At 69.6% G+C, this 21,237-nt stretch carries 23 protein-coding genes and 2 pseudogenes; 9 read left to right on the top strand and 16 right to left on the bottom strand.

Going from position 1 to position 21,237, the window contains the following annotated elements:
* Positions 1 to 36 precede the first annotated feature (36 nt).
* From QMO14_RS23645 to QMO14_RS23620, 6 genes are all read right to left on the bottom strand, one after another.
* Positions 37 to 372, bottom strand: a complete 336-nt coding sequence (locus QMO14_RS23645) for a hypothetical protein (RefSeq protein ID WP_301510158.1) — start codon at positions 370 to 372, stop codon at positions 37 to 39.
* 103 nt (positions 373 to 475) lie between these two features.
* The gene (locus QMO14_RS23640) at positions 476 to 787 is read right to left on the bottom strand and encodes a high-potential iron-sulfur protein (RefSeq protein ID WP_301510157.1); all 312 of its coding nucleotides are present in this window, start codon (positions 785 to 787) and stop codon (positions 476 to 478) included.
* On the bottom strand, positions 784 to 939 hold the full coding sequence (locus tag QMO14_RS23635; protein WP_301510156.1) for a hypothetical protein: 156 nt from the start codon (positions 937 to 939) through the stop codon (positions 784 to 786). The genes QMO14_RS23640 and QMO14_RS23635 overlap by 4 nt, the downstream gene beginning before the upstream one ends.
* Before the next feature lie 44 nt (positions 940 to 983).
* A complete protein-coding gene (locus QMO14_RS23630; RefSeq protein ID WP_301510155.1) occupies positions 984 to 1,517 on the bottom strand; it encodes an NUDIX hydrolase in 534 nt (177 codons plus the stop codon).
* 10 nt (positions 1,518 to 1,527) lie between these two features.
* Complete coding sequence (locus tag QMO14_RS23625) at positions 1,528 to 2,970, bottom strand: trypsin-like peptidase domain-containing protein (RefSeq protein WP_301510154.1); 1,443 nt, start codon at positions 2,968 to 2,970, stop codon at positions 1,528 to 1,530.
* Entirely contained in the window at positions 2,971 to 3,393 is a 423-nt protein-coding gene (locus QMO14_RS23620) for a universal stress protein (protein ID WP_301510153.1), read from the bottom strand.
* A gap of 203 nt (positions 3,394 to 3,596) precedes the next feature.
* Here QMO14_RS23620 and QMO14_RS23615 point away from each other — a divergent pair, with 203 nt between their 5' ends.
* From QMO14_RS23615 to QMO14_RS23600, 4 genes are all read left to right on the top strand, one after another.
* Positions 3,597 to 4,124: a flavodoxin gene (locus QMO14_RS23615; RefSeq protein ID WP_301510152.1), complete on the top strand. Its 528-nt coding sequence runs from the start codon at positions 3,597 to 3,599 to the stop codon at positions 4,122 to 4,124.
* Positions 4,125 to 4,155: 31 nt separating this feature from the next.
* Positions 4,156 to 5,631 (top strand): trypsin-like peptidase domain-containing protein, encoded by a 1,476-nt coding sequence (locus QMO14_RS23610; protein ID WP_301510151.1) that lies wholly within the window; start codon positions 4,156 to 4,158, stop codon positions 5,629 to 5,631.
* Positions 5,632 to 5,719: 88 nt separating this feature from the next.
* Positions 5,720 to 6,094 (top strand): TraR/DksA C4-type zinc finger protein, encoded by a 375-nt coding sequence (locus tag QMO14_RS23605; RefSeq protein WP_301510150.1) that lies wholly within the window; start codon positions 5,720 to 5,722, stop codon positions 6,092 to 6,094.
* A gap of 87 nt (positions 6,095 to 6,181) precedes the next feature.
* Complete coding sequence (locus QMO14_RS23600) at positions 6,182 to 7,846, top strand: alpha/beta hydrolase (protein ID WP_301510149.1); 1,665 nt, start codon at positions 6,182 to 6,184, stop codon at positions 7,844 to 7,846.
* A gap of 33 nt (positions 7,847 to 7,879) precedes the next feature.
* Here the strand turns inward: QMO14_RS23600 and QMO14_RS23595 are convergent, their stop codons facing one another.
* The gene (locus QMO14_RS23595; protein ID WP_301510148.1) at positions 7,880 to 8,464 is read right to left on the bottom strand and encodes a hemerythrin domain-containing protein; all 585 of its coding nucleotides are present in this window, start codon (positions 8,462 to 8,464) and stop codon (positions 7,880 to 7,882) included.
* Between the two features lie 167 nt (positions 8,465 to 8,631).
* On the opposite strand from QMO14_RS23595, the gene QMO14_RS23590 reads away from it, so the two are divergent.
* Positions 8,632 to 9,138 (top strand): universal stress protein, encoded by a 507-nt coding sequence (locus tag QMO14_RS23590; RefSeq protein WP_301510147.1) that lies wholly within the window; start codon positions 8,632 to 8,634, stop codon positions 9,136 to 9,138.
* A gap of 4 nt (positions 9,139 to 9,142) precedes the next feature.
* Here QMO14_RS23590 and QMO14_RS23585 read toward each other — a convergent pair whose 3' ends face one another.
* From QMO14_RS23585 to QMO14_RS23550, 8 genes are all read right to left on the bottom strand, one after another.
* Complete coding sequence (locus tag QMO14_RS23585) at positions 9,143 to 10,693, bottom strand: bifunctional aminoglycoside phosphotransferase/ATP-binding protein (protein ID WP_301510146.1); 1,551 nt, start codon at positions 10,691 to 10,693, stop codon at positions 9,143 to 9,145.
* A 71-nt stretch (positions 10,694 to 10,764) separates the two neighbouring features.
* Positions 10,765 to 11,604 carry a universal stress protein gene (locus tag QMO14_RS23580; protein WP_301510145.1) on the bottom strand — a complete coding sequence of 280 codons (840 nt, stop codon included), beginning with the start codon at positions 11,602 to 11,604 and terminating at the stop codon, positions 10,765 to 10,767.
* Positions 11,605 to 11,736: 132 nt separating this feature from the next.
* On the bottom strand, positions 11,737 to 13,098 hold the full coding sequence (locus tag QMO14_RS23575; protein WP_301510144.1) for an FAD-binding protein: 1,362 nt from the start codon (positions 13,096 to 13,098) through the stop codon (positions 11,737 to 11,739).
* Positions 13,095 to 14,321: a cyclopropane-fatty-acyl-phospholipid synthase family protein gene (locus QMO14_RS23570; RefSeq protein WP_301510143.1), complete on the bottom strand. Its 1,227-nt coding sequence runs from the start codon at positions 14,319 to 14,321 to the stop codon at positions 13,095 to 13,097. Before QMO14_RS23570 ends, QMO14_RS23575 begins: the two co-directional genes overlap by 4 nt.
* A gap of 24 nt (positions 14,322 to 14,345) precedes the next feature.
* Positions 14,346 to 14,576: a hypothetical protein gene (locus tag QMO14_RS23565; RefSeq protein WP_301510142.1), complete on the bottom strand. Its 231-nt coding sequence runs from the start codon at positions 14,574 to 14,576 to the stop codon at positions 14,346 to 14,348.
* A gap of 93 nt (positions 14,577 to 14,669) precedes the next feature.
* Complete coding sequence (locus tag QMO14_RS23560) at positions 14,670 to 15,335, bottom strand: PRC-barrel domain-containing protein (protein ID WP_301510174.1); 666 nt, start codon at positions 15,333 to 15,335, stop codon at positions 14,670 to 14,672.
* 20 nt (positions 15,336 to 15,355) lie between these two features.
* Positions 15,356 to 15,736 carry a hypothetical protein gene (locus QMO14_RS23555; protein ID WP_301510141.1) on the bottom strand — a complete coding sequence of 127 codons (381 nt, stop codon included), beginning with the start codon at positions 15,734 to 15,736 and terminating at the stop codon, positions 15,356 to 15,358.
* 75 nt (positions 15,737 to 15,811) lie between these two features.
* Positions 15,812 to 16,849 (bottom strand): zinc-dependent alcohol dehydrogenase family protein, encoded by a 1,038-nt coding sequence (locus tag QMO14_RS23550; RefSeq protein ID WP_301510140.1) that lies wholly within the window; start codon positions 16,847 to 16,849, stop codon positions 15,812 to 15,814.
* A gap of 103 nt (positions 16,850 to 16,952) precedes the next feature.
* Here QMO14_RS23550 and QMO14_RS23545 point away from each other — a divergent pair, with 103 nt between their 5' ends.
* Positions 16,953 to 18,209, top strand: a complete 1,257-nt coding sequence (locus QMO14_RS23545; protein WP_301510139.1) for a DUF4010 domain-containing protein — start codon at positions 16,953 to 16,955, stop codon at positions 18,207 to 18,209.
* A 57-nt stretch (positions 18,210 to 18,266) separates the two neighbouring features.
* Here QMO14_RS23545 and QMO14_RS23540 read toward each other — a convergent pair.
* Positions 18,267 to 19,982 (bottom strand): annotated as a pseudogene (locus QMO14_RS23540) (adenosylcobalamin-dependent ribonucleoside-diphosphate reductase); the annotation flags it as partial.
* A 218-nt stretch (positions 19,983 to 20,200) separates the two neighbouring features.
* Here QMO14_RS23540 and QMO14_RS23535 point away from each other — a divergent pair.
* The 3 genes and pseudogenes from QMO14_RS23535 to QMO14_RS23525 all read left to right on the top strand — a co-directional run.
* A complete protein-coding gene (locus tag QMO14_RS23535; RefSeq protein ID WP_301510138.1) occupies positions 20,201 to 20,467 on the top strand; it encodes a hypothetical protein in 267 nt (88 codons plus the stop codon).
* A 1-nt stretch (position 20,468) separates the two neighbouring features.
* On the top strand, positions 20,469 to 21,152 hold the full coding sequence (locus QMO14_RS23530) for a universal stress protein (protein WP_301510137.1): 684 nt from the start codon (positions 20,469 to 20,471) through the stop codon (positions 21,150 to 21,152).
* Positions 21,131 to 21,237 (top strand): annotated as a pseudogene (locus tag QMO14_RS23525) (TOBE domain-containing protein); the annotation flags it as partial. The gene QMO14_RS23530 and the pseudogene QMO14_RS23525, both read left to right, overlap by 22 nt.

The following is a 21,237-nucleotide window of genomic DNA, read 5'->3' as shown; positions in this document are numbered from 1 at the left end:
CTGGAACAGACAGGACCTGAAAAAGGACCGGAGCCCTTACTGGGGCAGATGGCGCGCGCTGCCGGGCTGCGAAGGGCCGCTCGCATAGGAGCGCGGCCGTGCAGTGAAGCGCGCGGAGCGGTTCCGCCAGCGCGGAGGCCGTGATTCCGGATAGTTGAATTTCGCCAGTTCCTCGCGCCCCTTCTGCGTAACGGCCAGCACCTGCGCGGCCGCGGCGGAACCGGACAAGGACAGCGGGTTCGAGGGCGATGGCACCAGGGCGACGACCAGCCCGGCGGCCCGAAGTATTCGGACCTGATCGATGTCCTCGCTGCGATAGAACGAGACAGGTAGGCGGGAGCCGGCGATTTGCTTGAGCAAGTTCATGGTCATTTCAGTACCTCCTTTTCGGTTGACCAATTTCCGACGGAGGAAAAGATAGGCCGGCTGCCGCTGATTTCAAGAGGGATTTTTTCGACAGCCGCGCGGGGCCGGACTATGCCTTCTTGGCCCAGGCGCTGCACCACCCCTTTGCATTGACTTGCCTGCCTGCGAACAGTGCGCAGTTGCCCTGCGCGTCGGCCGGCTTGGATTGCCACAGCGCGCAGCCGCTGCACAGCTGTGCGTTGTCGTGTTTCGGATATTTCTTCGCATCGACTTTCGTGGAGTCGGCCGTGTAGCCGAGGGCGACGGCCTGCGGGTCTTTTTCGTCGAGCCGGGCCTGTGCGAACGAGCTGGTCGCGCAGGCTGCCATGCCGGTCGCGGCGAGCGCAATCACGAAGGTTCGGCGGTTCTGGCTGGAGTTCATCGTGGGTCTTTCGTTGTGTGTGAGATGGACGCGAGGTTTTCCTGCGCGCTGTTGCGTTCATTCAGCCCCGCCAGCACGAGCACCCCCGTGGCCAGGAGCGTCGCGATGCAGAACCCCAGTGCTTGCAGGGCTGCGTTCAATGTGATGTTCATCGGGAGACCTCGTGATCGTGATGAGCTGCTGGAATGGACCGCGATCATTCTTGAGCGATCGGCTGCGCGCGGCCTTGCTCGGGATCAAGCCCGCAACGGGGGCGTGCTTCGGGTGCCGCGTCGATCGGCCCCACCTCGTACAGAAGTTGCCCGTGAATCCCTGCCAGCGAGATCGCCTGTGTCAGCACGGCGACAAGGCTGGGTGCGCAAAGCTGCGGCAACTCTTCGAATGCGGCCCAGCGGAATCCGTCCATCTCGGGGCGCCGCCGCCCATGGCGATCCGTGCAGAAGCTGGAGCACACGCACGATTTCGCCTCGAAATGCCGCACCAGCACGGCGAAGAGCCACAGGTCCTTGCCCTTGCGATAGGGAAGAAGCCCGATTTCCCTCAGCTGCCCGGGCAGCAGCCGCAGGCCGCACTCCTCGAGCGCCTCGCGCGTGGCGGCCTGCGCGCCCTGCTCCTGCCCCTCTCGCATTCCCTTGGGAATGTCCCAATACCGGCTGTCGCTCGCATGGCAAAGCAACAGCCGGCCCGCCGGATCGAGCACGAGAACGCCGCAGCTGATCGATCTTTCCATTGCGAAAGCCTCAGGGGGTCGGTGCCGCTTTGTCGCCTGCATTCCGAGCAACCGGGGCATGCGGCGAGCCGCGCGGAAGGATAGGCACATAGCTTCGGGCCGAACCGCGCATGACAAGCAGCGCGACCGTGTCTGCGTCGCGGACGGACCGTATCGCCGCGTCGAAGTCCGCGAGGTCTGCCACCTCCACGTCGTTGACGGCGATCAGCATGTCGCCATGATGCAATCCGGCAAGCTGGGCCGAGCCGGAGACCGATTGCACGTAGAGCCCCGGAGACGGCATGCTGATGCCCAGCACACCCTTGCGCTCGGCGAACTCCAGCCCGAAGCGCGTTTCCTGCGCGGCGGTGCGTACGGCCAGCCGGGGCGTGGCATCGGGCGCGTTCTCGGCCACGCCCACCTGCACCGTCAACGGGGCCCTTTGGCGCCAGATCTTCAGCGAGATGCGGCTGCCCTTTCGGGCTGCCGCCACGCTGTTCTGTATGTCGGCATAGCTCATCGCGGCGTCGGCGCCCACGGCCAGCACCACGTCGCCGCTGCGCAGCCCCGCCTCCTCGGCCGGGCTGCCGGGGTCGATCCGCACAACCAGCGCTCCCTGCGCGCCAGCAAGGCCGAAAGCCGGCGCCAGCTCGGCCGTCAAGGGCTGGGTGCGGGCGCCGATGTGCCCTCGCCTTACGCGACCGCTCGCGCGGAGTTCATCCGCGACACGCATCGCCGTATCGATGGGCAGGCTGAACGACATGCCGAAATACCCGCCGCCGGGGGAATAGATCATCGAGTTCATGCCCACCACCTGGCCGCGTTCGTCGAACAGGGGGCCGCCCGAGTTGCCGGGGTTCAGTGCGACATCGGTCTGTATCAGCGGCACCCCGCTTCCTCCGGGAACGTAGCGCGGATTGGCGCTCACCACGCCCGCCGTCACGCTTTGCTCGAAGCCGAACGGCGCCCCCATCGCGGCAACCCACTCGCCGGGGCACAGCTCGCTGCCGCGGCCCACGGCGACGACCGGCAGCCCGGAGGCGGCGACTCTCAGCAGCGCGACATCCGTTGGGCGATCGATTCCCACTATCTCGGCATCGAACCGCCGCCGGTCGGCGGTGGTGATGGAGATCGCCTGGGCGCCGGCCAACGCGTGCGCGCTGGTCAGGATGAAGCCGTCGCTGCCGATGACGAATCCCGAAGCAAAACTGCGGCCCGCGCCCTGCCCCCACGATGCGAAGGGCCGCATGTCGCCGACAACCGGCCGGTCGTTGCCGGAGCCCGTGACCATGATGCTCACCACCGCCGGTGCCTGCCGCGCGGCGGCCGCCGAGAAGTCGGCGGTTTGCGATGCCGGCCGCACCCGCTCCAGGCACGACCGAGGCTGCGCCCAGGCACTCGTCGCGCCCGCCAGCGCGAATGCGCCGAGCAAAGCGGCGGCGATCGTGCTCCTCGCCAAGGCGACGGCATTCATTCAGCGCACCAGCAGGACCGGCACCGTGCATGCCGCGAGCACCTTGGTGGCGACGGAACCCAGTACCAGGTTCGTCAGGGCACCATGGCCACGCGAGCCCATGATCACCAGATCGAACTGCCCCTTCTGCGCGAACGCGGCGATCTCCTCGGCGGGGTGGCCGATGCGGTGTTCGAAGCGGGCTTCGATGCCGCTGCCGGCAAGCAGCGCGCGCACCGGCTCGAGCACCACCCGCGCATCGTCCTCGTAGTAGCCGTGCACGATGTCCGGCCCCGCGAAGGCGGCGGCGCGGTGCGGCACGGGCAGCACCACGTGGAAGACCGTGAAGGCATGGCCCGCACCCGACCATTCCTTGTGCCGGGTCAGGTAGGACAGCATTCGGTTCGTGTAGTCGCTTCCGTCGACGGCAAGCAGGATCTTCATGATGGTTCCTTCGGCTGGGGTCTGGGGTCGCCCCCGATGCAGGGAATCGTCGCCCCGCAGCCGATGCCGCGCCTTGCGCTGCATCAAGGAATCCGGGAGCTCGCGGCCCGCGGCCGCCACACCCTGCGCCCCTTGATGCAGCGCAAGGCAACGCCCTGCCCGAGTGCCTACATTGGCCATCCATGAACGCAGTTGAGGCAACCATGAACAACATCCTGGTGATCGTCTATTCGTACACGGGCACTTCGCGCCGGGTCGCGGAACTGCTATGCAGCCAGCAGAACTGGCAACTTGCAAGCGTGGCCGAAGCGCACCCTCGAAAAGGCGCCCTTGGCACCCTGCGTTGCGTGGTCGACTCCTTCTTCCGGCTGCAGCCCGCGATCCGCTACGACGGCCCGCCGCCTGGCGACTTCGATGCCGTGGTGCTGGTGTCGCCGATCTGGATGCTGCAGCTCGCCAGCCCCATGCGCGCGTTCGTCGCACGCCAGCGCGATCGGCTTCCCGATGTCGCCGTGCTGTCGGTGATGGGTGGACAGGGAGCGCCCAACGCCGCGGCGGAAGTCGCCCGCGTCCTCGGCCGCGCGCCGATCCTGAGTTCCTCCGTCACCATGCGCGAAGTGGACGACGGCAGCTGCGCGGCCCGACTGCAGGCCTTCGGCACCGCCGTGCGCGAGGCCGAAGACTCGCACGACGTGGCGCGCCCCGTCACGCTGTCGCCGCAGTCGAGCTGACGTGGCCACGCTTCTTCCTTGCGTGAACGCGATGCATCGCGCCGTCCGCCTTGCCGCGGCACTGGCAGCCAGCGCCTCGCTGCTGTGCGCATGTGCCGCGACGACGCCGAAACCGGAGCCGGAGCCTGCCCCCCTGCCGGTGCCGGCACCTCCGGTTCGCGCCGTGCAGGCGGCCCCGGGCTCCGCCGATTTCTCGTCCCTGCTCGCCAGCCGCGGCCGGTCGGTGGTCGACATCAGCACCCTGCGCATCGGCCGCGACCTGAACCCGGAAGACATCGAACTCGAGATCGCACCGGAGCACGATTTCGCCGACCGCCTGGCCTGGCCCCTGCCCGCGAGCGCGCGCATCAGCCAGATCCGCGACCTCGCTTCGGGCCTGATCATCCGCAGCGACGGCCTGATTCTCACCAGCGCGCACGTCGTCACGAACATCGACGAAGCGCAGGTCCAGCTGGACGACGGCCGCCGCTTCACGGCGCGCGTGGCCGGCGTGGACCGGCGCACCGACGTCGCGCTGCTGAAGATCGATGCAACCGGCCTGCCCGTGGCCGTCATCGGCGACTCCTCGGCGCTCGCGCCGGGCGACTGGGTTGCCGCGATCAGCTCGCCCTTCGGCTTCCACGGCAGCGTGACCGCCGGCGTGGTGAGCGCGGTCGGGCGCGTCATGGCGGGCGCCGGCGATATCCCGTTCATCCAGACCGACGTCGCGATCAACCCGGGAAGCTCGGGCAGCCCGCTGTTCAACAGCCGCGCGGAGGTGGTGGGCATCAACTCGATGATCTACAGCGGCAGCGGCGGGTACATGGGCCTGTCCTTCGCCGTGCCGATCGACCTGTCGATGCGCATTGCCGGCGAACTGCAGGCGCACGGCAGCGTACGCCGGGCCTACCTGGGCGCCGAGTTCCAGGAAATGACACCCGCGCTGGCCCAGTCCTTCGGTTTGCCGGCCGCGACGGGCGCCCTGGTGGTCCGCGTCGACCCCGACAGCCCGGCGCAGGCCGCCGGTCTCGCGCAGGGCGACGCCCTGCTCGCGCTCGACGGCCGGCCCGTCGAGAGGTTCGCCGACCTGCCGCAGCAGATCACGCGACGCCCACCCGGCAGCCGGATGCAAATGCAGGTCTGGCGCCAAGGCGCGCCCCGGATGCTGCGCGCGACGCTGGCGGTACAGCCGGCCCCGGCCGGAACGTCCTTCACGGCCGCGCCCCACGAATGGAACGACGGCCTGGGCCTCAGCCTGGGCGAGCTCTCGCCCGCCCAGCGGTTGCAGCTCAAGGTCGACAGCGGCCTGATGGTGCGCGAAGCCGGCGGGCTCGCCCGCGGCGAAGGCATCCGTGCGGGAGACGTGGTCGTGGCCGTGAACACGACGAAGCTGTATCGCGTCGAGGATCTCGGGCAGGCAATCGCCCGCGTGCCGGGCGGAAACACCGTCGCACTGCTGGTCATGCGCGACCGCCGGCTCGCCTACGTGGCGGTGCGTCTTCCGGCCTCGCGCCGAGGCCGCTCATGACCACCGGCGACCGCCGGGCGGGCGCCGCGCACACCCCATGGGCAGCCAGGGGCCTTCTCACACTATTTCATCGCAAGGACAGACGACCATGAAACACCTCGATGCCACCGACCGCCAAACCCTCCATCGGCAGCTCGAGTCGATGAAGCGGCAGGTCCTCGACGAGCTCCGCGCCTCGGCTCCCACGGCCGAACTCCTGTCCGCCGAGGGCGGACGCGAAGTGACGACCCATGCCGACGACGCCGAAACCGAGCGCGCTGCCGACGTGCACCTCGCCGAGATCGAGATCGACCGCACCAGGCTCGAGGAAATCGAGCAGGCGCTCGCGCGCCTGTCCGACGGCCGCTACGGCGTCTGCGAGGACTGCCGCCGCGAGATTCCGCGCGCGCGGCTGTTTGCGCAGCCCACGGCCATCAGGTGCGCGGCCTGCCAATCGGCGATCGAGGCGCACCAGCGCCGCTGAGGCGAGGCAACCTCCGAAATCGACGAGGCGTCTGGATCACACCCGCGCCGTTCGGAACCCCGAGGCGCCTTCTTCAAAGGATACGGCTTGACCCGCCAGCACAACGAACTCGACCGCCTGCTCCACGCCGCCTGGGGCCGCTTCGGCGGCGGCATGTCTCCGGCGGCGCTGATGCTGGCGTGGTCCGACTGGGCCGTCCACTTCGCGACCCAGCCCGGACGCGGCGCCGGCCTGGCGCTGCACCAGGCCCTGCCCCTCGCGAGTCCGCAGGAACCGGCCGCCCGGCTGGCCGCGCACGAATGGGCCGCCTGGCCCTTCTGCGTTTACCGCGAGGCCTTCGAATCGGGCGGACGGCGGCTGCTCGAACTGGTCCGTGACGTTCCCGGCGTGGACCGGCACCACGAACAGCTGGTCGCCTTCACCGTGCGGCAATGGCTCGAGATGGTCTCGCCCGCCAACTTCCCGGCGACCAACCCGCAGGTGCTGAAGAAGGCCGCGGCGACCGCGGGCATGAGCCTGCTCACCGGCGCGCTTCAGGGCACGGAAGACCTGTTGCGCGGCACCTTCGGAATGCCGCAGGCCGGCGCCGAGGCTTTCAGGCCGGGGCACGAGGTGGCGCTCACGCCGGGCAAGGTCATCATGCGCAACGAGCTCGTCGAGCTCATCCAGTACGCGCCTTCCACGCCCACTGTGCATGCCGAGCCGGTGCTGGTCGTCAGCGCCTGGATCATGAAGTACTACGTGCTGGATCTCTCCCCGCACAACTCGCTCATCCGCTATCTCGTCGGCCAGGGCCACACGGTGTTTGCCGTCTCCTGGAAGAACCCTGCTGCCGCAGACGCCGGATTCGGAATGGACGACTACCTGCGCCTGGGCATCCGCGCCAGCCTCGATGCCGTCGAGGCCGTGGTGCCCGGTCATCGCGTGCATGCGCTCGGGTACTGCCTGGGCGGCACGCTGATGGCCATCGCGGCGGCGGCGATGGCGCGCGACGGGGAAGACCGCCTCGCCTCGCTCTCGCTGCTGGCCGCGCAGACCGATTTCACCGAGCCCGGGGAGATCGGCCTGTTCATCGACGAAAGCCAGCTCGCCTTCCTCGAGGACGTCATGGCGTACCAGGGATTCCTGGGCGCGGCGCAGATGGCGGCGGCTTTCCAGTCGTTGCGCCCCGGCGAACTGATCTGGGCACCGCTGGTGCGCACCTGGCTGCTCGGCGAACGCCAGGCGCCCAACGACCTGATGGCCTGGAACGCGGACGGCACACGCATGCCCTACCGCATGCACGCCGACTACCTGCGCAGCCTCTTCCTTGAAAACGCACTGGCCGAGGGCCGCTACCTCGTCGACGGGCGACCTGTTTCGCTGGGCGACATCGACGTTGCGGTGTTCCTTCTCGGAACGCGCACAGACCACGTCGCGCCCTGGCGTTCCGTCTACAAGTTCAACCTGCTGTGCGACTCCGATGTGAGCTTCGTGCTCACCGAAGGCGGCCACAACGCGGGCATCGTGAGCGAGCCCGGGCATGCGCACCGCAGCTACCGCGTGCTGCGCCGGCGCAGGCATGGCGCCTACGTCCCGCCCGACGACTTCCTGGAGCAATCGCGCGAAGTCGAAGGTTCGTGGTGGCCTGGCTTCCATCAGTGGCTCGCGGCGCAGTCGGGGCCCAGGCGCCGTCCGCCGGCGTTGGGAGCGCCGCGGCGCGGTCTTGCTCCGCTTTGCGAAGCGCCCGGCACCTATGTGCTGATGCGCTGACCGCCGAAGAGGAAGCTGGAGAGCCGGTGGCCCCTACAGCGCCGGCCCCAGCCCGATCGGCGCGGGAACGATGTTGACGATGCGCGTGAAGAGCGCGTTGTATTCCGTATCGGGCACATGCCCGGTCATCGGGTCTCGGTTCTGCGAGAAGGCGTCGTCGAGGTCGCGCCAGTCGTCCTCGGTCAGCACCCGCTCGGCCAGCGGCAGGATCTCGCGCTCTTCGAGCGCCATGTGGTCGAGATAGAAATCGACGTACTCGCCGACGGTTTTCTCGAACTCCTCGCGCCGCGGCTCGCCGAGCATCTCGAAGGCGAGCAGCGCGTGCTCCACGTTGCGGATCCGGCGTTCGCCCTTGGCGTGGTCGCTGTCGAGCCTGTCCAGCAGTTCCCGCGAGATCGGCGTGCGGGCGCGCAGCTTGGGAAACAGCAGCTCGGTCTCCTTGCGGTGGTGGCGCTTCTCGGGGAATTCGTCCACGTAGAAGAGCATCGCCCTGAGCGTCGCGAAGTCGGGCAGCGTGCCCTTCCTGCGGTGCTGTTCGAGCAGCATGACGATGGATCGGAGCATGGCGGCGAGCGCCGCGTGCTCCTGCCGGATGATGCGAACGGTGGCGTGGGGCATGAGTGTGTTCCTGTGCATGCCCCGAGGGTCGCGCTTTCGCTTGCGCGCAGGGTTGCTCCAGATCAAGCCCGGTCCGGCTCCGGGGCTTCGCCTTTGATCGACGTCAAACCGCGCGAGGCGTTCGTCCGGATACTGGAGCGATCCAATCAACAGACCGGAGTCGTGCCATGTACAAGCGAATTCTTGTTCCCATCGACGGCAGTTCAACGGCCAGCCGGGGTCTCGCCGAAGCCATCCAGCTCGCGAAGCTCACGGGTGGACGGCTGCGCGTGGCGCACGTCATCGACGAGCTGTCGTTCGCGCTGGCCATGGACGCCTACGCGGGTTATGCCGGCAACTGGCTCGAGGAGCTGCGCGGCAACGCAACGAAGCTTCTCGAGGGCGCGCGGGCCGAGGCGACCAGGGAAGGCGTCGAGGCCGAGACCGTGCTGCTCGACAGCTTCAAGGGCACCGTGCACGACCAGTTGATCGCCGAAGCGCAGGCGTGGAAGGCCGAACTGATCGTGATCGGTACGCACGGCCGCCGCGGAATCGGCCGCTGGGTCATGGGCAGCAGCGCGGAGCACATCCTGCGCATGTCGCCCGTACCCGTGTTGCTCGTGCGTGCGCCCGAAAGCGCGAAGGCCGAGCACGAACGCTTCACGCTGCCCAGCGGAGCACTGGCCAGCCAGTGAGGTTTCAGCGGGCAAGGCCCGCCGAGCGCCATCGGGACCGCAGCCGAGCGATGTCGATGGCGTCTTCTGTGGACACTTCGATGGCGGCCGCGCGCTCGTGCGCATCGAGCGGCTCATGCGTGGCCAGCTGCCGCTCCAGCACGGCCGGCCCGGCTTCCGATGCGTCCGTGCCCGCCGCGTCCCGGTCGGCCACCCGGCGCCGCAGCGTGGCGGGCGTGGCGACGCAGTCCAGGATCGAGAAAGGCACGCGCAGCTCCGTCGCCAGGGTCCCGAAGCTGCGCCGCTCGTCACGGCGCAGGAACGCCGCATCCACGATCACCGGGTAGCCCGCCAGCAGGGCATCGCGGGCGCATGCTCGCAGCCTTTCGAAGGTCCGGCGGGTCGCATCCGCGCCGTAGATGTCCAGGCCCGCGGCGGCGGAGCGCTCCAGTGGGGCAAGGCCGAACAGGCGCTTGCGTTCCACGTCGGAGCGCAAGCGGATGGCACCGGTGGCGCCAAGCAGTTGCCGGGCCACGCTGGATTTCCCGGAGCCCGAAAGCCCGTGCGTGATCATCAGCCGCGCCCCGTCTTCCGGCTGTGTCAGCAGTTGCCATGCGCATGCCAGGTAGTCCGGCCTCCTCGTCCCCCCGCCCGGACTTCCCGGCGCCATGCCTGAAGCCATGGCCCGCACCAGCGCCCTGTAGACCTCGTAGAAGCGCAGCACCTGCAGCCCCGCGTAGTCGCCGCCGTGCTGCAGCCAGCCATCGAGGAAGCTGAACGCGAGTTCGCCATGGCCGTGCGCCTTCAGGTCCATGGTGAGGAAGGCGACGTCGCTCATGACGTCGATCCAGCGCAGGGCCGGATCGAACTCGATGCAGTCGAAGGGTGTGAGCGCGCCATCGACCAGCACCACGTTGGCCAGGTGCAGGTCGCCGTGGCATTCGCGCACGGCACCGGCCTGCTGGCGGGCGATCCAGGCCATGCGCAGTGCCCGTTCCTGTTCGTCGATCCAGGCGCCGAGTTCAGCGAGCGATGCGGCACGATCACCCTCGCCTTGCCGCGCCTGGGCGCGCAGGGAGGCCAGTACGTCGTTCGCCGCGCGGACGATCGCGTCGGGCGCGCCGAAGCCGGAAACCGGCGCCGCGCGCGGCGCCTCCCCATGCAGTCCGGCCAGCCGCTGCGCGAAGCTGTCGAGCAACCGTGGCTCCAGCGCGTTCGACGCCAGCAGATTGCGCAGCAGCGCGGATTCGGAAAAACGCCGCATGCGCACCACGTGGTCGACCKGCGTGCCGCCACCGCCGATGCGGGGCGACTCGCGCGTGCCGCAGACCGGGGCCACGTCGATGTAGAGCGATGGCGCGAAACGCCGGTTCAGGCGCAGCTCTTCTTCGCAGAAGTGCCTGCGCGACTCGACGCTGCCGAAGTCGAGGAACGGCAGCCGCACCGGCTTCTTGAGCTTCAAGGCCTGCGTCGCAGTCAGCAGCACCCAGGAGATGTGCGTCTCGACCAGCGCCACGGCCTGTCCGGTTTCGCGCTGGAGTTCCGCGCGCAGTGCGTCGACCAGTGTGGTGTCCATGCGGCGGGTGCCGGATGGCGAGGTCCGGAATGGAAAACAGGAAGAACGGGCGCCGCAAGCGCCCGAAGGGCTCAGTGCGCCATCAGCACGGGCACGGTCATCTGCGCCAGTATCTGCCGCGTCACGCCGCCCAGTATCCGCTCGCGAAGGCGCGAATGGCTGTAGGCGCCCATCACGAGAAGATCGGCACCGAGGTCGGACACCCGGGAAAGCAGCGCATCCGCAATGCCGATCTCGGTCACCTCGGACTCGGCGCGCGCCTGCACGCCGTGGCGCAGCAGGAATTGGAGCATCTCCCGCACCAGCAGGCGTTGCGCATCATCGCCGTCGCGCGGGTGGCGCAGCGACAGCAGCGTGACGCGCGCGCCGCGCAGGGCAGGCAATGCCGCATGGAGGGCCACGGCCGCCTCTCGCGAGCCGTCCCACGCCACCACGATGTTCCTGGGCACGCCGGAGAACTCGCCGGCGAAAGGAACCACGAGCACCGGCCGGCCGACTTCCATCAGCAGGTGCCCGGCAAGGCCGTGCGCCGCGTTGTCGCGCTTCGTCGATTCGTCGCTCTGCCCCACCACGACGAGATCGCTCGCATGCCCGTAGCGCACCACGGCCTCTTCGGTGACACCGTCGACCAGCTGAACCTCGTACGACAGCGGCCCCGAGGCGGCGATGTCCTGCCTGAACTCGCGCGCGATGGCCTCGGCGCGGCGCCGCAGGTAGTCGGCCGACTCGGCGATGTAGTCGGTCATGCCGGTGGCGATGGCGTCGGCGGGAATCACGCCGTCGTACAGGCCGGTGGGAATCAGCCCGGTCAGATGGCTCTCGTGCGAACGCGCCCACCGGGCTGCCAGTGCCGCGCGCACCGGGCTGCGGACCGAGCGGTCGAGGTGGACGAGGATGGTTCTGAAATTCATGTCTGCCCCGCAAGTTGATGCGCCGCGTCCAGGCACGGCATCTGGAGGAAATACCGGAGGGAACCGGACCTCGGGCACATGTTCACGCGTCCCGCGTGCACGGGTGTTGATGGCGATCAAGCCAGCGCCGGGTCAGCGCTTGAGCACGCACTTTTCATACAAGCGAGGCGCCCGCCCTTCGGGGTCGTAGCGGCGCTTCAGTGCGTCGTAGGCATCCATGCCGTAGGCACGATCGAACTCCTCGCGCGTGAAGAAGCTGTCGGAGTAGAGCGACTTGATGCCGCCCAGGCGCAGCACCTCCTGCTCGACCAGGCGGTTGAAGTGCCCGGCTTCGTGCGCCTCGCGGCTCTCCACCACGTCCCAGAAGCCGAAGTTGACGTACAGCGTGCCCGCCTCGAGCGGGTACAGCACGAAGTCCGCGCCCGGGTCCGGCACATGCACCGGGCAGATCCAGACCGGAAGAATGCCGATCTCGCGCCCGAGGAACTCCAGGAAGCTGTGCGCGGAGCCGATCGGAATGTCGACGTCCTGGATGACCGGTTCCACATGCATCCCCCGCAGCGCGGCCATGCGCCTCGTCACGCCCCAGCGGGCGTTCATGCGCATCAGCCGCGTGTAGGTGCGGGAGTTGAGATGGCTGCGGCCGAACATGCGCCGCACCAGCGGGTGCTGCGCCGCGAAATTGCGCGAGCACCAGAACCAGTCGGTGTCCCAGCGCCAGAGGTAGTCGCGCACGGCGAGGTGATCGACCGGCATCTCCAGCAGCGAACGGTAGTAGATGCGCTCGAATTCGTAGTTGCTCGTCCACGGCGCGTCGCGCTCGAAGCGCGCGACGTTCAGCACCATCGACCGGGGGCCGAACACCACGGCGTCGACGAAGTCGGCATCGCCTTCCGCCGCCTCGGCCAGCGCCGCGAAGAATTCGCGCGGATGCCCGTATGCGACGTGCTCCACCCGCACGAACGGCAGCACCGGCTGCGTGCGCAGCACCAGCCGCAGCGCGTAGCCCAGCGATCCGTACGAGTTCGGAAAGCCGAAGAACAGGTCGCGGTGCTCGTTGTCAGGCGTGCAGCGGACGATGCGGCCGTCCGGCAGCAGCACGTCGAGCTCGAGCATCGTGTGGTGGACCAGCCCCTGGCGCATCGACGTGGCCTCGATGCCCACGCCCGCCACCGCCCCGCCCGCGGTGATGGTCTTGAGCTGCGGCACCACCGCCGGCATCAGGCCGTGCCGCAGCGTGGCGTCCACCAGCGTCTCGTAGGTGGCCATGCCCTCGACCTCGACCGTGCCGCGCGACGCGTCGACGTCGATGACATGGTCGAATTCGCCGAGGTCGATCCTTCGCCGGGGGCCGGCCTCGCGGTCGCGGAAGAGATTCGACGTGCGCTTCGCCAGCGCGATCGGCGCCCCCGGCCCCGCGCCGCCTTCGCGCATGGCGTCCAGCAGGCGGCCTCTGCGCGCCTCGTGGGCCCGCGCCTCATTGCCGGAGGTCATTGCCCGGGCTCGTACAGGTGCGCCCGGTCCATCGGGTAGCTGCGCGGCGTCACGTTGCCCTTGCTGAAGACGACCTGGAACAGGTGCGTGTAACCCTCTGGCGACCGGAACATCTCGGCGCAGCCGACCAGGTAGGTGCGCCAGACGCGCCGGAAGCGTTCGTCGAATCGCTGCGGATCGAGGCGCTGTATCGCGGGCCAGTGCTCATCGAAGCGCCGGGCCCAGGCATCGAGGGTCGGCGCGTAGTGGCGGCGGAGGTTCTCGATGTCCAGCACCTCCAGGCCGTTGCGCTCCATCTCCACGATCACATCGGCGAGGCTGGGAATCCAGCCGCCCGGGAACACGTGCTTGCGGATGAAGAGCTCCGTCTCGAAGCGGCCCACATGGCCGATGAAGTGCAGGATGCCGAGCCCGCCGGGCTTCAGGAACTCCGCATGGGCCCGGACCACCTCCGGCAGCTGGTCGCGGCCGGCGTGCTCCAGCGTGCCGATGGAGACGACCTTGTCGTACTGCTCGTCGACGTCGCGAAAGTCGGCCTCGCGCACCTGCAGCGAGGCTTCGAGCCCGCGGCGCTCGATCTCGTCGCGCAGCCACTCGACCTGCTCGGTGGTGGTGTTGAGCCCCACACCCGTGGCGCCGGTCTTCTCCTGGGCGCGGAACATGAAGCCGCCGAAGCCGCAGCCGATGTCGATGAAGTGGTCTTCGGGGCACAGCAGGATCTTGCGGCAGACGTGGTCGATCTTGCGGCGCTGCGCCTCCTCGAGGCTGTGCGTGCCTTCGGGCCAGTAGCCGCAGGTGTACATCATGAGCGGATCGTCGAGCCACAGGCGGTAGAAGCCCGTGCCCAGTCCGTAGTGCGCACGGGCATTGGCCTTGGCCTGGGCGGGGTCGCGGTTGGAGTGCCGCAGCTCGTGCAGGCTGTTCTCGATACCGTTGAGCGCGCCGGCCCGATGGTCGAAGCCGGCGGCCATGCCCGCCGCCAGGGCCGCGCCGAAATCGCCCTGCACATCCACTTCCTGGTCGAAATAGGCCTCCATCAGGCCGATGTGGCCGCGCGTCGCGGTGGCGAACAAGGCGGCCTCGGTGTGGAAGACGACGGTGAAGGCCGGCTCGCCCTCGCCGGCGCGGTGGCGGCTGCCATCGGGCATCGCGATGGCGAAGCAGGCCGCGGACCGCCGCCCCAGGTCGTCGAGCATGTTGCGCAGGGGCTGCGACAGCGTCATGGGAGCGTCCGTTTCCGCTTTCGCCTAACCGTCCAGCGGCACGCCGCCGCCGAACCTGCAGATCCACTGGTCGGTGAGCTCGCGCTGCACGGCACCGAAGGAGCGCTGCCAGTCGGCCATCAACTCCAGTTGCCTCAGCTGCGCCTGCAGCGCGCTCCCCGCAATCGCGATCTGCCAGTTCATGATGGCCTGGAGGTAGCTGCCGTCAGGCGGCACCGGCTGCGTCTGGATGAGGGGGAAAGGTTCCGCGGGCATGAGAAATGTCTCCAAGAGTCTTCGGTCCATCCTAGGTACATGCCACGGGCGCAGGTTGACGCACATCAAGCCGCGTGCGGTTCCCGGTTCCCTTCAGGCCGGCGCGCCGCGCATCGCGCTTCGCAGGCGCGCCGCGGCCTGGCCGACCTGGGCCTCCGCGGCCTGCCATCGGTCGGAGTCGGCGGCATCCATCTCGGCCACCTTCTCCTCCACCGCATGCACGGCCTGCCGCAGCACGAGGATCTGCCGCTCCAGGCTCGCACGGGCCTCGCCGCCCTCGCCGTGCGCCAGCTGGCGCTCCAGCCGCGCGATGGTCCGCCGTGCCCTGTCGGCGTCCTGCAGTGCCTGCTCGACGATCGCACTCTGCGTGCGGGTGACGGGGGCATGGACGAACGCGGGCTGCAACGCCAGCGCCTGGCGATCGGCATCGGGCAGCAGCAGGCGTCCGCCGCGCACCGCGAGCTGCGATGCCGGCACGGCGACCAGGTGCCGCGAGCCCGAGGGAAAGGTTCCCATCTCCACGATCAGGAAGGTCACGCGCCTGTCGGTGCCGACGATCAGGTCCAGCGCCTTGCCGATCCGTTCGCCCGACGCGTCATACACGGCACGCCCGAGGATGCTCTGCTTCGCGCTCCATCCCGGGATCAGCTGCCCGGTTTCGGTCAGCGTCGCACCCGTGCGCGTGGCACCGGCCACCTGCGCGGCCGCGATGCCTGCGAGCGCGGACGTCAGCCCGAGGGCGGCGAGATGGCGCAGCATCTTCACGGAGCCGCTCCCGCTCAACCGGCCTTCATGGGCGCCGCCATGCCCTCGTGCACCGAGAAATACCGCCGGGCCAGCGCGACGAGCTCGTTGGCGCTCATGTGCTCCGCCGTCTCCCAGCCGACGATCTGCCCCGCCACTTCGGGCCGGTGCTTCTCGACGTAGTGACGAAAGTCGGCCTGCGCCATGCGGGAGCCGGTGACGAGCACCTGCGTGATCCCCTTCAGGGCGTCGCAGACTTCGCCGAAGAACTCGTGTTCGCTGCGAACGCTGCTGCCGTGCTGGCGGGTGTAGCGCGCGTGCTCCCTGACCTGCTGCGCAAGGACCTGCGAAGCATCGAACTGGAAGACTTGCGCGGCGTGGTGATCGACCCAGGCGACGGCGTGGAAAAGCGACATGGCGGATATCCGTACGAAAAAGAAAAAAGAAAAAAGAAAGACAGCGGGAAAGGCGCGGCACGGCCTTTCGGGGCGCTACGTCTCGATGAGCACCTTCAGCGCATGCGTCTCGGCCGCGCGCGCGAAGGTGTCGTAGGCATCGATGACCTGGGCAAGCCTGAACCGGTGCGTGATCAGCCGGGCCGGGTCCACCTTGCCGGACTGCACCGTCTTCAGCAGCATGGGCGTCGACACGGTGTCGACCAGCCGCGTGGTGATCGCGATGTTCTGCGACCACAGGCGCTCCAGGTGAAGGTCGGCCGCATGCCCGTGCACGCCGATGTTCGCGATGGTGCCGCCGGGCGCCACGATGTCCTGGCACAGCACGAAGGTGGCCGGGATGCCCACGGCCTCGATGGATACGTCCACACCGCGTCCGCCGGTGAGCGCGAGCACCGCCTCGGCCGCGTTGCCGCCGGTGCTGTTGATCGTGTGCGTGGCGCCGAAGCGGCGCGCGACCTCCAGCCTGCCCTCGTCCAGGTCGATGAGGATGATCTGCGAGGGCGAGTAGAACTGGGCCGTGAGCAGCGTGGCCAGCCCGATCGGGCCCGCGCCGACGATGGCCACCGTGCTGCCGGGCGCCACCTTGCCGTTGAGCACACCGCACTCGAAGCCGGTGGGCAGGATGTCGCTGAGCATCACCAGCGCGTCCTCGTCCGCGCCGGCCGGCACGGGGTAGAGGCTGGTGTCGGCGTGCGGTATGCGCACGTACTCGGCCTGCGTGCCGTCGATGGTGTTGCCCAGGATCCAGCCGCCGGTGGCGCAGTGCGAATACATGCCGCGGCGGCAGTTCTCGCACTTGCCGCACGACGAGATGCACGAGATCAACACGTGGTCACCGGGGTGGAACGCGGTCACGCCGGCACCCACGGTCTCGACCACGCCCACGCCCTCGTGGCCGAGGATGCGCCCCGGCGTGCAGCTGGGCACGTCTCCCTTGAGGATGTGCAGGTCGGTGCCGCAGATGGTGGTCTTGAGTATCCGGACGATGGCGTCGCCCGGCGCCAGGATTTCCGGCTTCGGGCGGTCTTCGAGCGACTTCAGGCCGGGGCCCTGGTAGACGAGTGCTTTCATGCCCGGCACGTTATGCCCGCGTGGGCGCGGCTGCCTTGATCCAGCGCAAGGGACATCCGCGCGCACGCCTTGACGCGGCGCGCCTGCCGGAGAGACTGCGTGCATGAACTTCCCCGGCCCGTCGGCCACGATCGTCGGACTCGCCGTGGCCGTGGGCATCGGCCTCGTGATCGGCATCGAGCGCGAGCGCCGCAAGGGCGACGGCGAGCGCCGCGCGGCGGCGGGACTGCGCACCTTCGCCATCGTCGCGCTGACGGGTGCGATAGCGCAGGCCCTCTCCTTCGCGGCGCTGGTGCCGATCGGCGGCGCGCTCGTCGCCGCGCTGGCCGCGGTGTCGCACTGGAAGAGCCGCTCGCCGGACCCCGGCATGACCACCGAGATCGCGCTCTTCGCGACTTACCTGATCGGCGTGCTGTGCGTCGTCGAACCGGGGCTGGGCGCTGCCTGCGGAATGGGCCTGGCGCTGCTGCTGGCGGCGCGCCGCAGGCTGCACCGGTTCGCCACGCAGTTGCTGAGCGAGCAGGAGCTGCACGACGGCGTGCTGCTGGCGGCGCTCGCCCTCATCGCGCTGCCGCTCATACCCTCGCGGCCGATCGAGATGCTCGGCGGCATCAACCCCCGGCCGCTGGCCTCGATGGTGCTGCTGATCATGGCGATGCAGGCCGCCGGACAGGCGGCGGTGCGATGGCTCGGCGTGCGCGGCGGCCTGCTGGGCGCGGGCTTCGCGTCGGGCTTCGTCTCCAGCACCGCCACGGTGGCCTCGTTCGGCAACCGTGCGCGGGCGCAGCCGCTGCATACCGGGCTGCTGGCCGGCGCCGCGGCGCTGTCGGCGGTGGCGACCTGGGTGCTGGCGATCGCGATGACGAGCGCGCTGTCGCCGCAGGCGGGGGCCGCCCTTCTGCCCGTGGCGCTGGCCGGCGCGGCGGGCGCCGTGGCCGCAGGCCTGTTGCCGCTGCTGACGTCGCGCGACGCCGCGGCCGTCGAGCCACCCGCCACGCAGCGCAGCGCGCTGCGTCCGCGCGAAGCCCTCGCCGTCGCGCTCGCGCTGGCGCTCGTCGCGCTGCTGGTGGGCTCGGCGCAGCGGCACTTCGGCGATGCGGGGCTTCAGGCCGGCATCGCGCTCGCGGCCCTGGTGGATGCGCACGCGCCCGTGGCTTCGCTCGCATCGCTGCACGCAGCCGGCACTTTGACGACCGACCTGTTCATCCAGGGCGTGCTGGTGGCCGTGGGCACCAACACGCTCACACGCTGCGCGGTGGCGTTCGGCGCGGGCGGGCGCGCCTATGCGCTGCGCGTGGGGGTGGCACTGCTGGCCAGCCTGGGCTGCGCATGCATCGCGGCCACCTGGCTGCGGACCTGAGCCGGATCAGGCCGAGGCCACCGGCGCCGCGCAGCCGCTGCACGCCGGCCGCGTGCGCACTTCCAGCACCGAACCCTGCGCCGCCGAGCCCGATCGGTAGGCGGCCAGGCCCTTGAGCCCGAGCTGCCAGGCGTGCATGTAGAGCTCCTCGAAGTCTTCGAAGGCACAGTCGACGGGCACATTGACCGTCTTCGAGATGGCGGCATCGATGTAGGGCGCCACCGCCGCCACCATGTCCAAATGCGCCCTGGCGCTCATCTGCAGCGCCGTGACGAAGGCCGGCCCGAGCGCCGTGCGCTCGCCCCTGCGCTGGCGATACAGCCTCAGCGCGTGATCCTCGACCTCGTATTCCCGCGTCCCGCCTTCAGGCAGGCGCCTGCGCCGCGTGCAGGTCCACGCGAAGGCCGGCTCGATGCCGCTGCTCGCGTTGTCGGCGAAGGCCAGGCTGATGGTGCCCGTGGGCGCGATCGACAGCAGGTGCGAGTTGCGCATGCCCCGGGCGCGGATGCGCGTCTTCATCGGTTCGGACAGGCGGGACGCGAAGGTGCCCCGCCCGAGGTACGTACCGGCATCGAAGAGCGGGAATGCCCCGCGCTCGCGGGCCAGCGCGCACGAAGCGGCATAGGCCGCGTCGCGCAGCAGCCGCGCGATGCGCCGTGCGGCGGCGCGGCCCGGTGGCGCGTCGTAGCGCAGGTTGAGCATGACCAGCGCGTCCCCCAGGCCGGTGAAGCCCAGGCCGATGCGCCGCTTCAGCATCGCCTCGCGGCCCTGGCGCTCCAGCGGCCAGGCCGTGATGTCCAGCACGTTGTCGAGCATGCGCACGGCCAGCGCGGCGAGCCGGGAGAAGGCTTCCTCGTCGAAGCGTGCCGCCGGCTCGAAGGGGTCCTTCACGAAGCGCGTCAGGTCGATCGACCCGAGGCAGCAGCTGCCGTAGGGCGGCAGGGGCTGCTCGCCGCAGGGGTTCGCGGCGGCAAGCGTCTCGCAGCTGGCGAGGTTGTTGTCGGCGTTGATGCGATCCAGGAAGAGCACGCCCGGCTCGCCGTGCGCGTAGGCCGAGCGCATGATGCTCTCCCACAGCGCCTTCGCGGGGCGGCGGCCGTACACCCACAGTCCGTCCTCGCGGCGGTGCTGCTGCGCGCTGCGGATGCGCGGCCCGGGCTCGGCCCGGTGCACCAGCTCGACCTCCCTGCCGTCCAGCACGGCCAGCAGGAAGGCATCGGTCAGCGCCACCGACAGGTTGAAGTTGGTCAGCTCGCCGTGGTCCTTCGCGCCGATGAAGTCCTCGATGTCGGGATGGTCGCAGCGCAGCACGCCCATCTGTGCGCCCCGCCGCGCACCGGCCGACTCCACCGTCTGGCAGGAACAATCGAACACGCGCATGAACGGCACGGGCCCGGAGGCGCTGGAACGGGTGCCGGCCACCCAGGCCCCGCGCGGGCGGATGCGCGAGAAGTCGTAGCCGACGCCGCCGCCCATGCGCATGGTCTCGGCGGCCTCCGCGAGGGCGATGTAGATCCCCGGATAGCCCTCGTCGTCGCCGGTGATCGAGTCGCCCACGGGCTGAACGAAGCAGTTGACCAGGGTGGCCGTCAGCGCCGTGCCCGCCGCCGACTGAATGCGCCCCGCGGGCACGAAGCCGTCGCGCAATGCCTGCAGGAAGCGCGCCTCCCAGGCCTCGCGCTCGCCGGTTTTCTCGGCCTGTGCCAGGGCCCGCGCCACCCGGCGGTGGATGTCGTCGATGCCATGCTCGCCGTCCTGCGCGTACTTCTCCATCAGCACGTCGCAGCAGATCGGCTGGACGGGCAGTTCGGGAAGTCTCGGGCTGTCGACGGTGAAGCTTGTCATGGCCATCGGCGGAAGGTCGGGCACCCATGATGGGTGCGCGCCCCGCCGCGGCCTTGATCCATCGCAAGGCCGCGGCCGCGTCGAACTCCTAGAGTGAACCGGACCCCGCACACACGGACACATCCGCTCAGAGGAGAAGCAAACCCATGCCGCGTCACTACCGGCTTGCCGACATCACGGTCCGGATTCCCTTCGGGACCACGGAGCAGGGGCGCATCGCCTTGCTCCAGGCCGCGGGCATTCCCGTGGATGCGGGCGGCGAGCTCGCACGGGGCTTCCTGCACGAGCGGGCGCCCTTCAGGTTCGGCGCCGATTCGATCTGCCGCTGGTTCGACACCGCCGGCACCGACCTCATGCCGGCCATGCCGTCCACGGTGGCCGCCGACCACTCATCCGGCGCGCGCGCAGCCTGACATGAGCACGCTTCGTTCGATCCTCGTCCACCTCGACGGCACGGACCGCGCCGAGGTGCGCCTGCGCCTCGCCCACCGCCTGGCGGCATTACACGGCTCGGCCCTGACCGCGCTCTTCGCGGTGTCGCCCTCGGTGCTGGCCGTTCTGCCGATGATCGGCGGCCTGCCTCCGATGCCGATGGCCGGAGACATAGACCCCGAGCACCGCGCGCATGCCGCGGCGGTGTTCGAGCGCCTGCTGCAGGACCACGCCAGCCGCAGCGACTGGCGCGAGCTGCGCGGCGAGCCCGTCGTCGAAAGCTTCGTCCAGCATGCGCTGACCTGCGATCTCATGGTGCTGGGGCAGCGCGATCCGCGCGACAAGACCGGCTTCGACGTGCCGGCCGATTTCGTCGAGGCGGTCGTGCTGGCCAGCGGCAAGCCGGCGCTGGTCGTACCGCTCGCGGGCAGGGTGTCGCCGAACCCCGGCAAGGTGCTGGTCGCATGGCGCGGTGCGCGCGAGTCCGCCCGTGCGCTGGAAACCGCCCTGCCGCTGCTGTGCTCGGCACAGGAAGTCCACCTCGTGGCCCCGATGAGCGCTGCGGATTCGGGGCACGGCACGACGATGTCGAGACTGCGCGGCTACCTGCGTCTGATCCGAAGCAGGGCGCGCCGGTGTCGGACGTGCTCGGCCGCGTCGAGCTGATCGAGGCGCTGGGCGCCGACACGCTGATCCACGTCGACGTGGCCGGCGTGCCGCTGATCGCGCGGCAGAACGACCGCACGCCGCT

Origin of the sequence: Variovorax sp. CAN15 (genome assembly GCF_030462475.1) — a bacterium.
In the GTDB taxonomy this organism is placed as follows: Bacteria; Pseudomonadota; Gammaproteobacteria; order Burkholderiales; family Burkholderiaceae_C; genus Variovorax.
The sequence above is the reverse complement of the archived record's forward strand: the minus strand, read 5'-3'. Positions and strand labels throughout refer to the sequence as shown.

Bases quoted from the DNA above. Each gene is read 5' to 3' on its own strand.
- QMO14_RS23565 (WP_301510142.1), bottom strand. From the start codon at position 14,576: ATGCCCGCGGAACCTTTCCCCCTCATCCAGACGCAGCCGGTGCCGCCT.
- QMO14_RS23580 (WP_301510145.1), bottom strand. From the start codon at position 11,604: ATGAATTTCAGAACCATCCTCGTCCACCTCGACCGCTCGGTCCGCAGC.
- QMO14_RS23570 (WP_301510143.1), bottom strand. From the start codon at position 14,321: ATGACGCTGTCGCAGCCCCTGCGCAACATGCTCGACGACCTGGGGCGG.
- QMO14_RS23530 (WP_301510137.1), top strand. From the start codon at position 20,469: ATGAGCACGCTTCGTTCGATCCTCGTCCACCTCGACGGCACGGACCGC.
- QMO14_RS23535 (WP_301510138.1), top strand. From the start codon at position 20,201: ATGCCGCGTCACTACCGGCTTGCCGACATCACGGTCCGGATTCCCTTC.
- QMO14_RS23555 (WP_301510141.1), bottom strand. From the start codon at position 15,736: ATGTCGCTTTTCCACGCCGTCGCCTGGGTCGATCACCACGCCGCGCAA.
- QMO14_RS23595 (WP_301510148.1), bottom strand. From the start codon at position 8,464: ATGCCCCACGCCACCGTTCGCATCATCCGGCAGGAGCACGCGGCGCTC.
- QMO14_RS23560 (WP_301510174.1), bottom strand. From the start codon at position 15,335: ATGCTGCGCCATCTCGCCGCCCTCGGGCTGACGTCCGCGCTCGCAGGC.
- QMO14_RS23625 (WP_301510154.1), bottom strand. From the start codon at position 2,970: ATGAATGCCGTCGCCTTGGCGAGGAGCACGATCGCCGCCGCTTTGCTC.
- QMO14_RS23605 (WP_301510150.1), top strand. From the start codon at position 5,720: ATGAAACACCTCGATGCCACCGACCGCCAAACCCTCCATCGGCAGCTC.
- QMO14_RS23575 (WP_301510144.1), bottom strand. From the start codon at position 13,098: ATGACCTCCGGCAATGAGGCGCGGGCCCACGAGGCGCGCAGAGGCCGC.
- QMO14_RS23640 (WP_301510157.1), bottom strand. From the start codon at position 787: ATGAACTCCAGCCAGAACCGCCGAACCTTCGTGATTGCGCTCGCCGCG.
- QMO14_RS23550 (WP_301510140.1), bottom strand. From the start codon at position 16,849: ATGAAAGCACTCGTCTACCAGGGCCCCGGCCTGAAGTCGCTCGAAGAC.
- QMO14_RS23545 (WP_301510139.1), top strand. From the start codon at position 16,953: ATGAACTTCCCCGGCCCGTCGGCCACGATCGTCGGACTCGCCGTGGCC.
- QMO14_RS23630 (WP_301510155.1), bottom strand. From the start codon at position 1,517: ATGGAAAGATCGATCAGCTGCGGCGTTCTCGTGCTCGATCCGGCGGGC.
- QMO14_RS23645 (WP_301510158.1), bottom strand. From the start codon at position 372: ATGACCATGAACTTGCTCAAGCAAATCGCCGGCTCCCGCCTACCTGTC.
- QMO14_RS23620 (WP_301510153.1), bottom strand. From the start codon at position 3,393: ATGAAGATCCTGCTTGCCGTCGACGGAAGCGACTACACGAACCGAATG.
- QMO14_RS23635 (WP_301510156.1), bottom strand. From the start codon at position 939: ATGAACATCACATTGAACGCAGCCCTGCAAGCACTGGGGTTCTGCATC.
- QMO14_RS23590 (WP_301510147.1), top strand. From the start codon at position 8,632: ATGTACAAGCGAATTCTTGTTCCCATCGACGGCAGTTCAACGGCCAGC.
- QMO14_RS23615 (WP_301510152.1), top strand. From the start codon at position 3,597: ATGAACAACATCCTGGTGATCGTCTATTCGTACACGGGCACTTCGCGC.
- QMO14_RS23610 (WP_301510151.1), top strand. From the start codon at position 4,156: ATGCATCGCGCCGTCCGCCTTGCCGCGGCACTGGCAGCCAGCGCCTCG.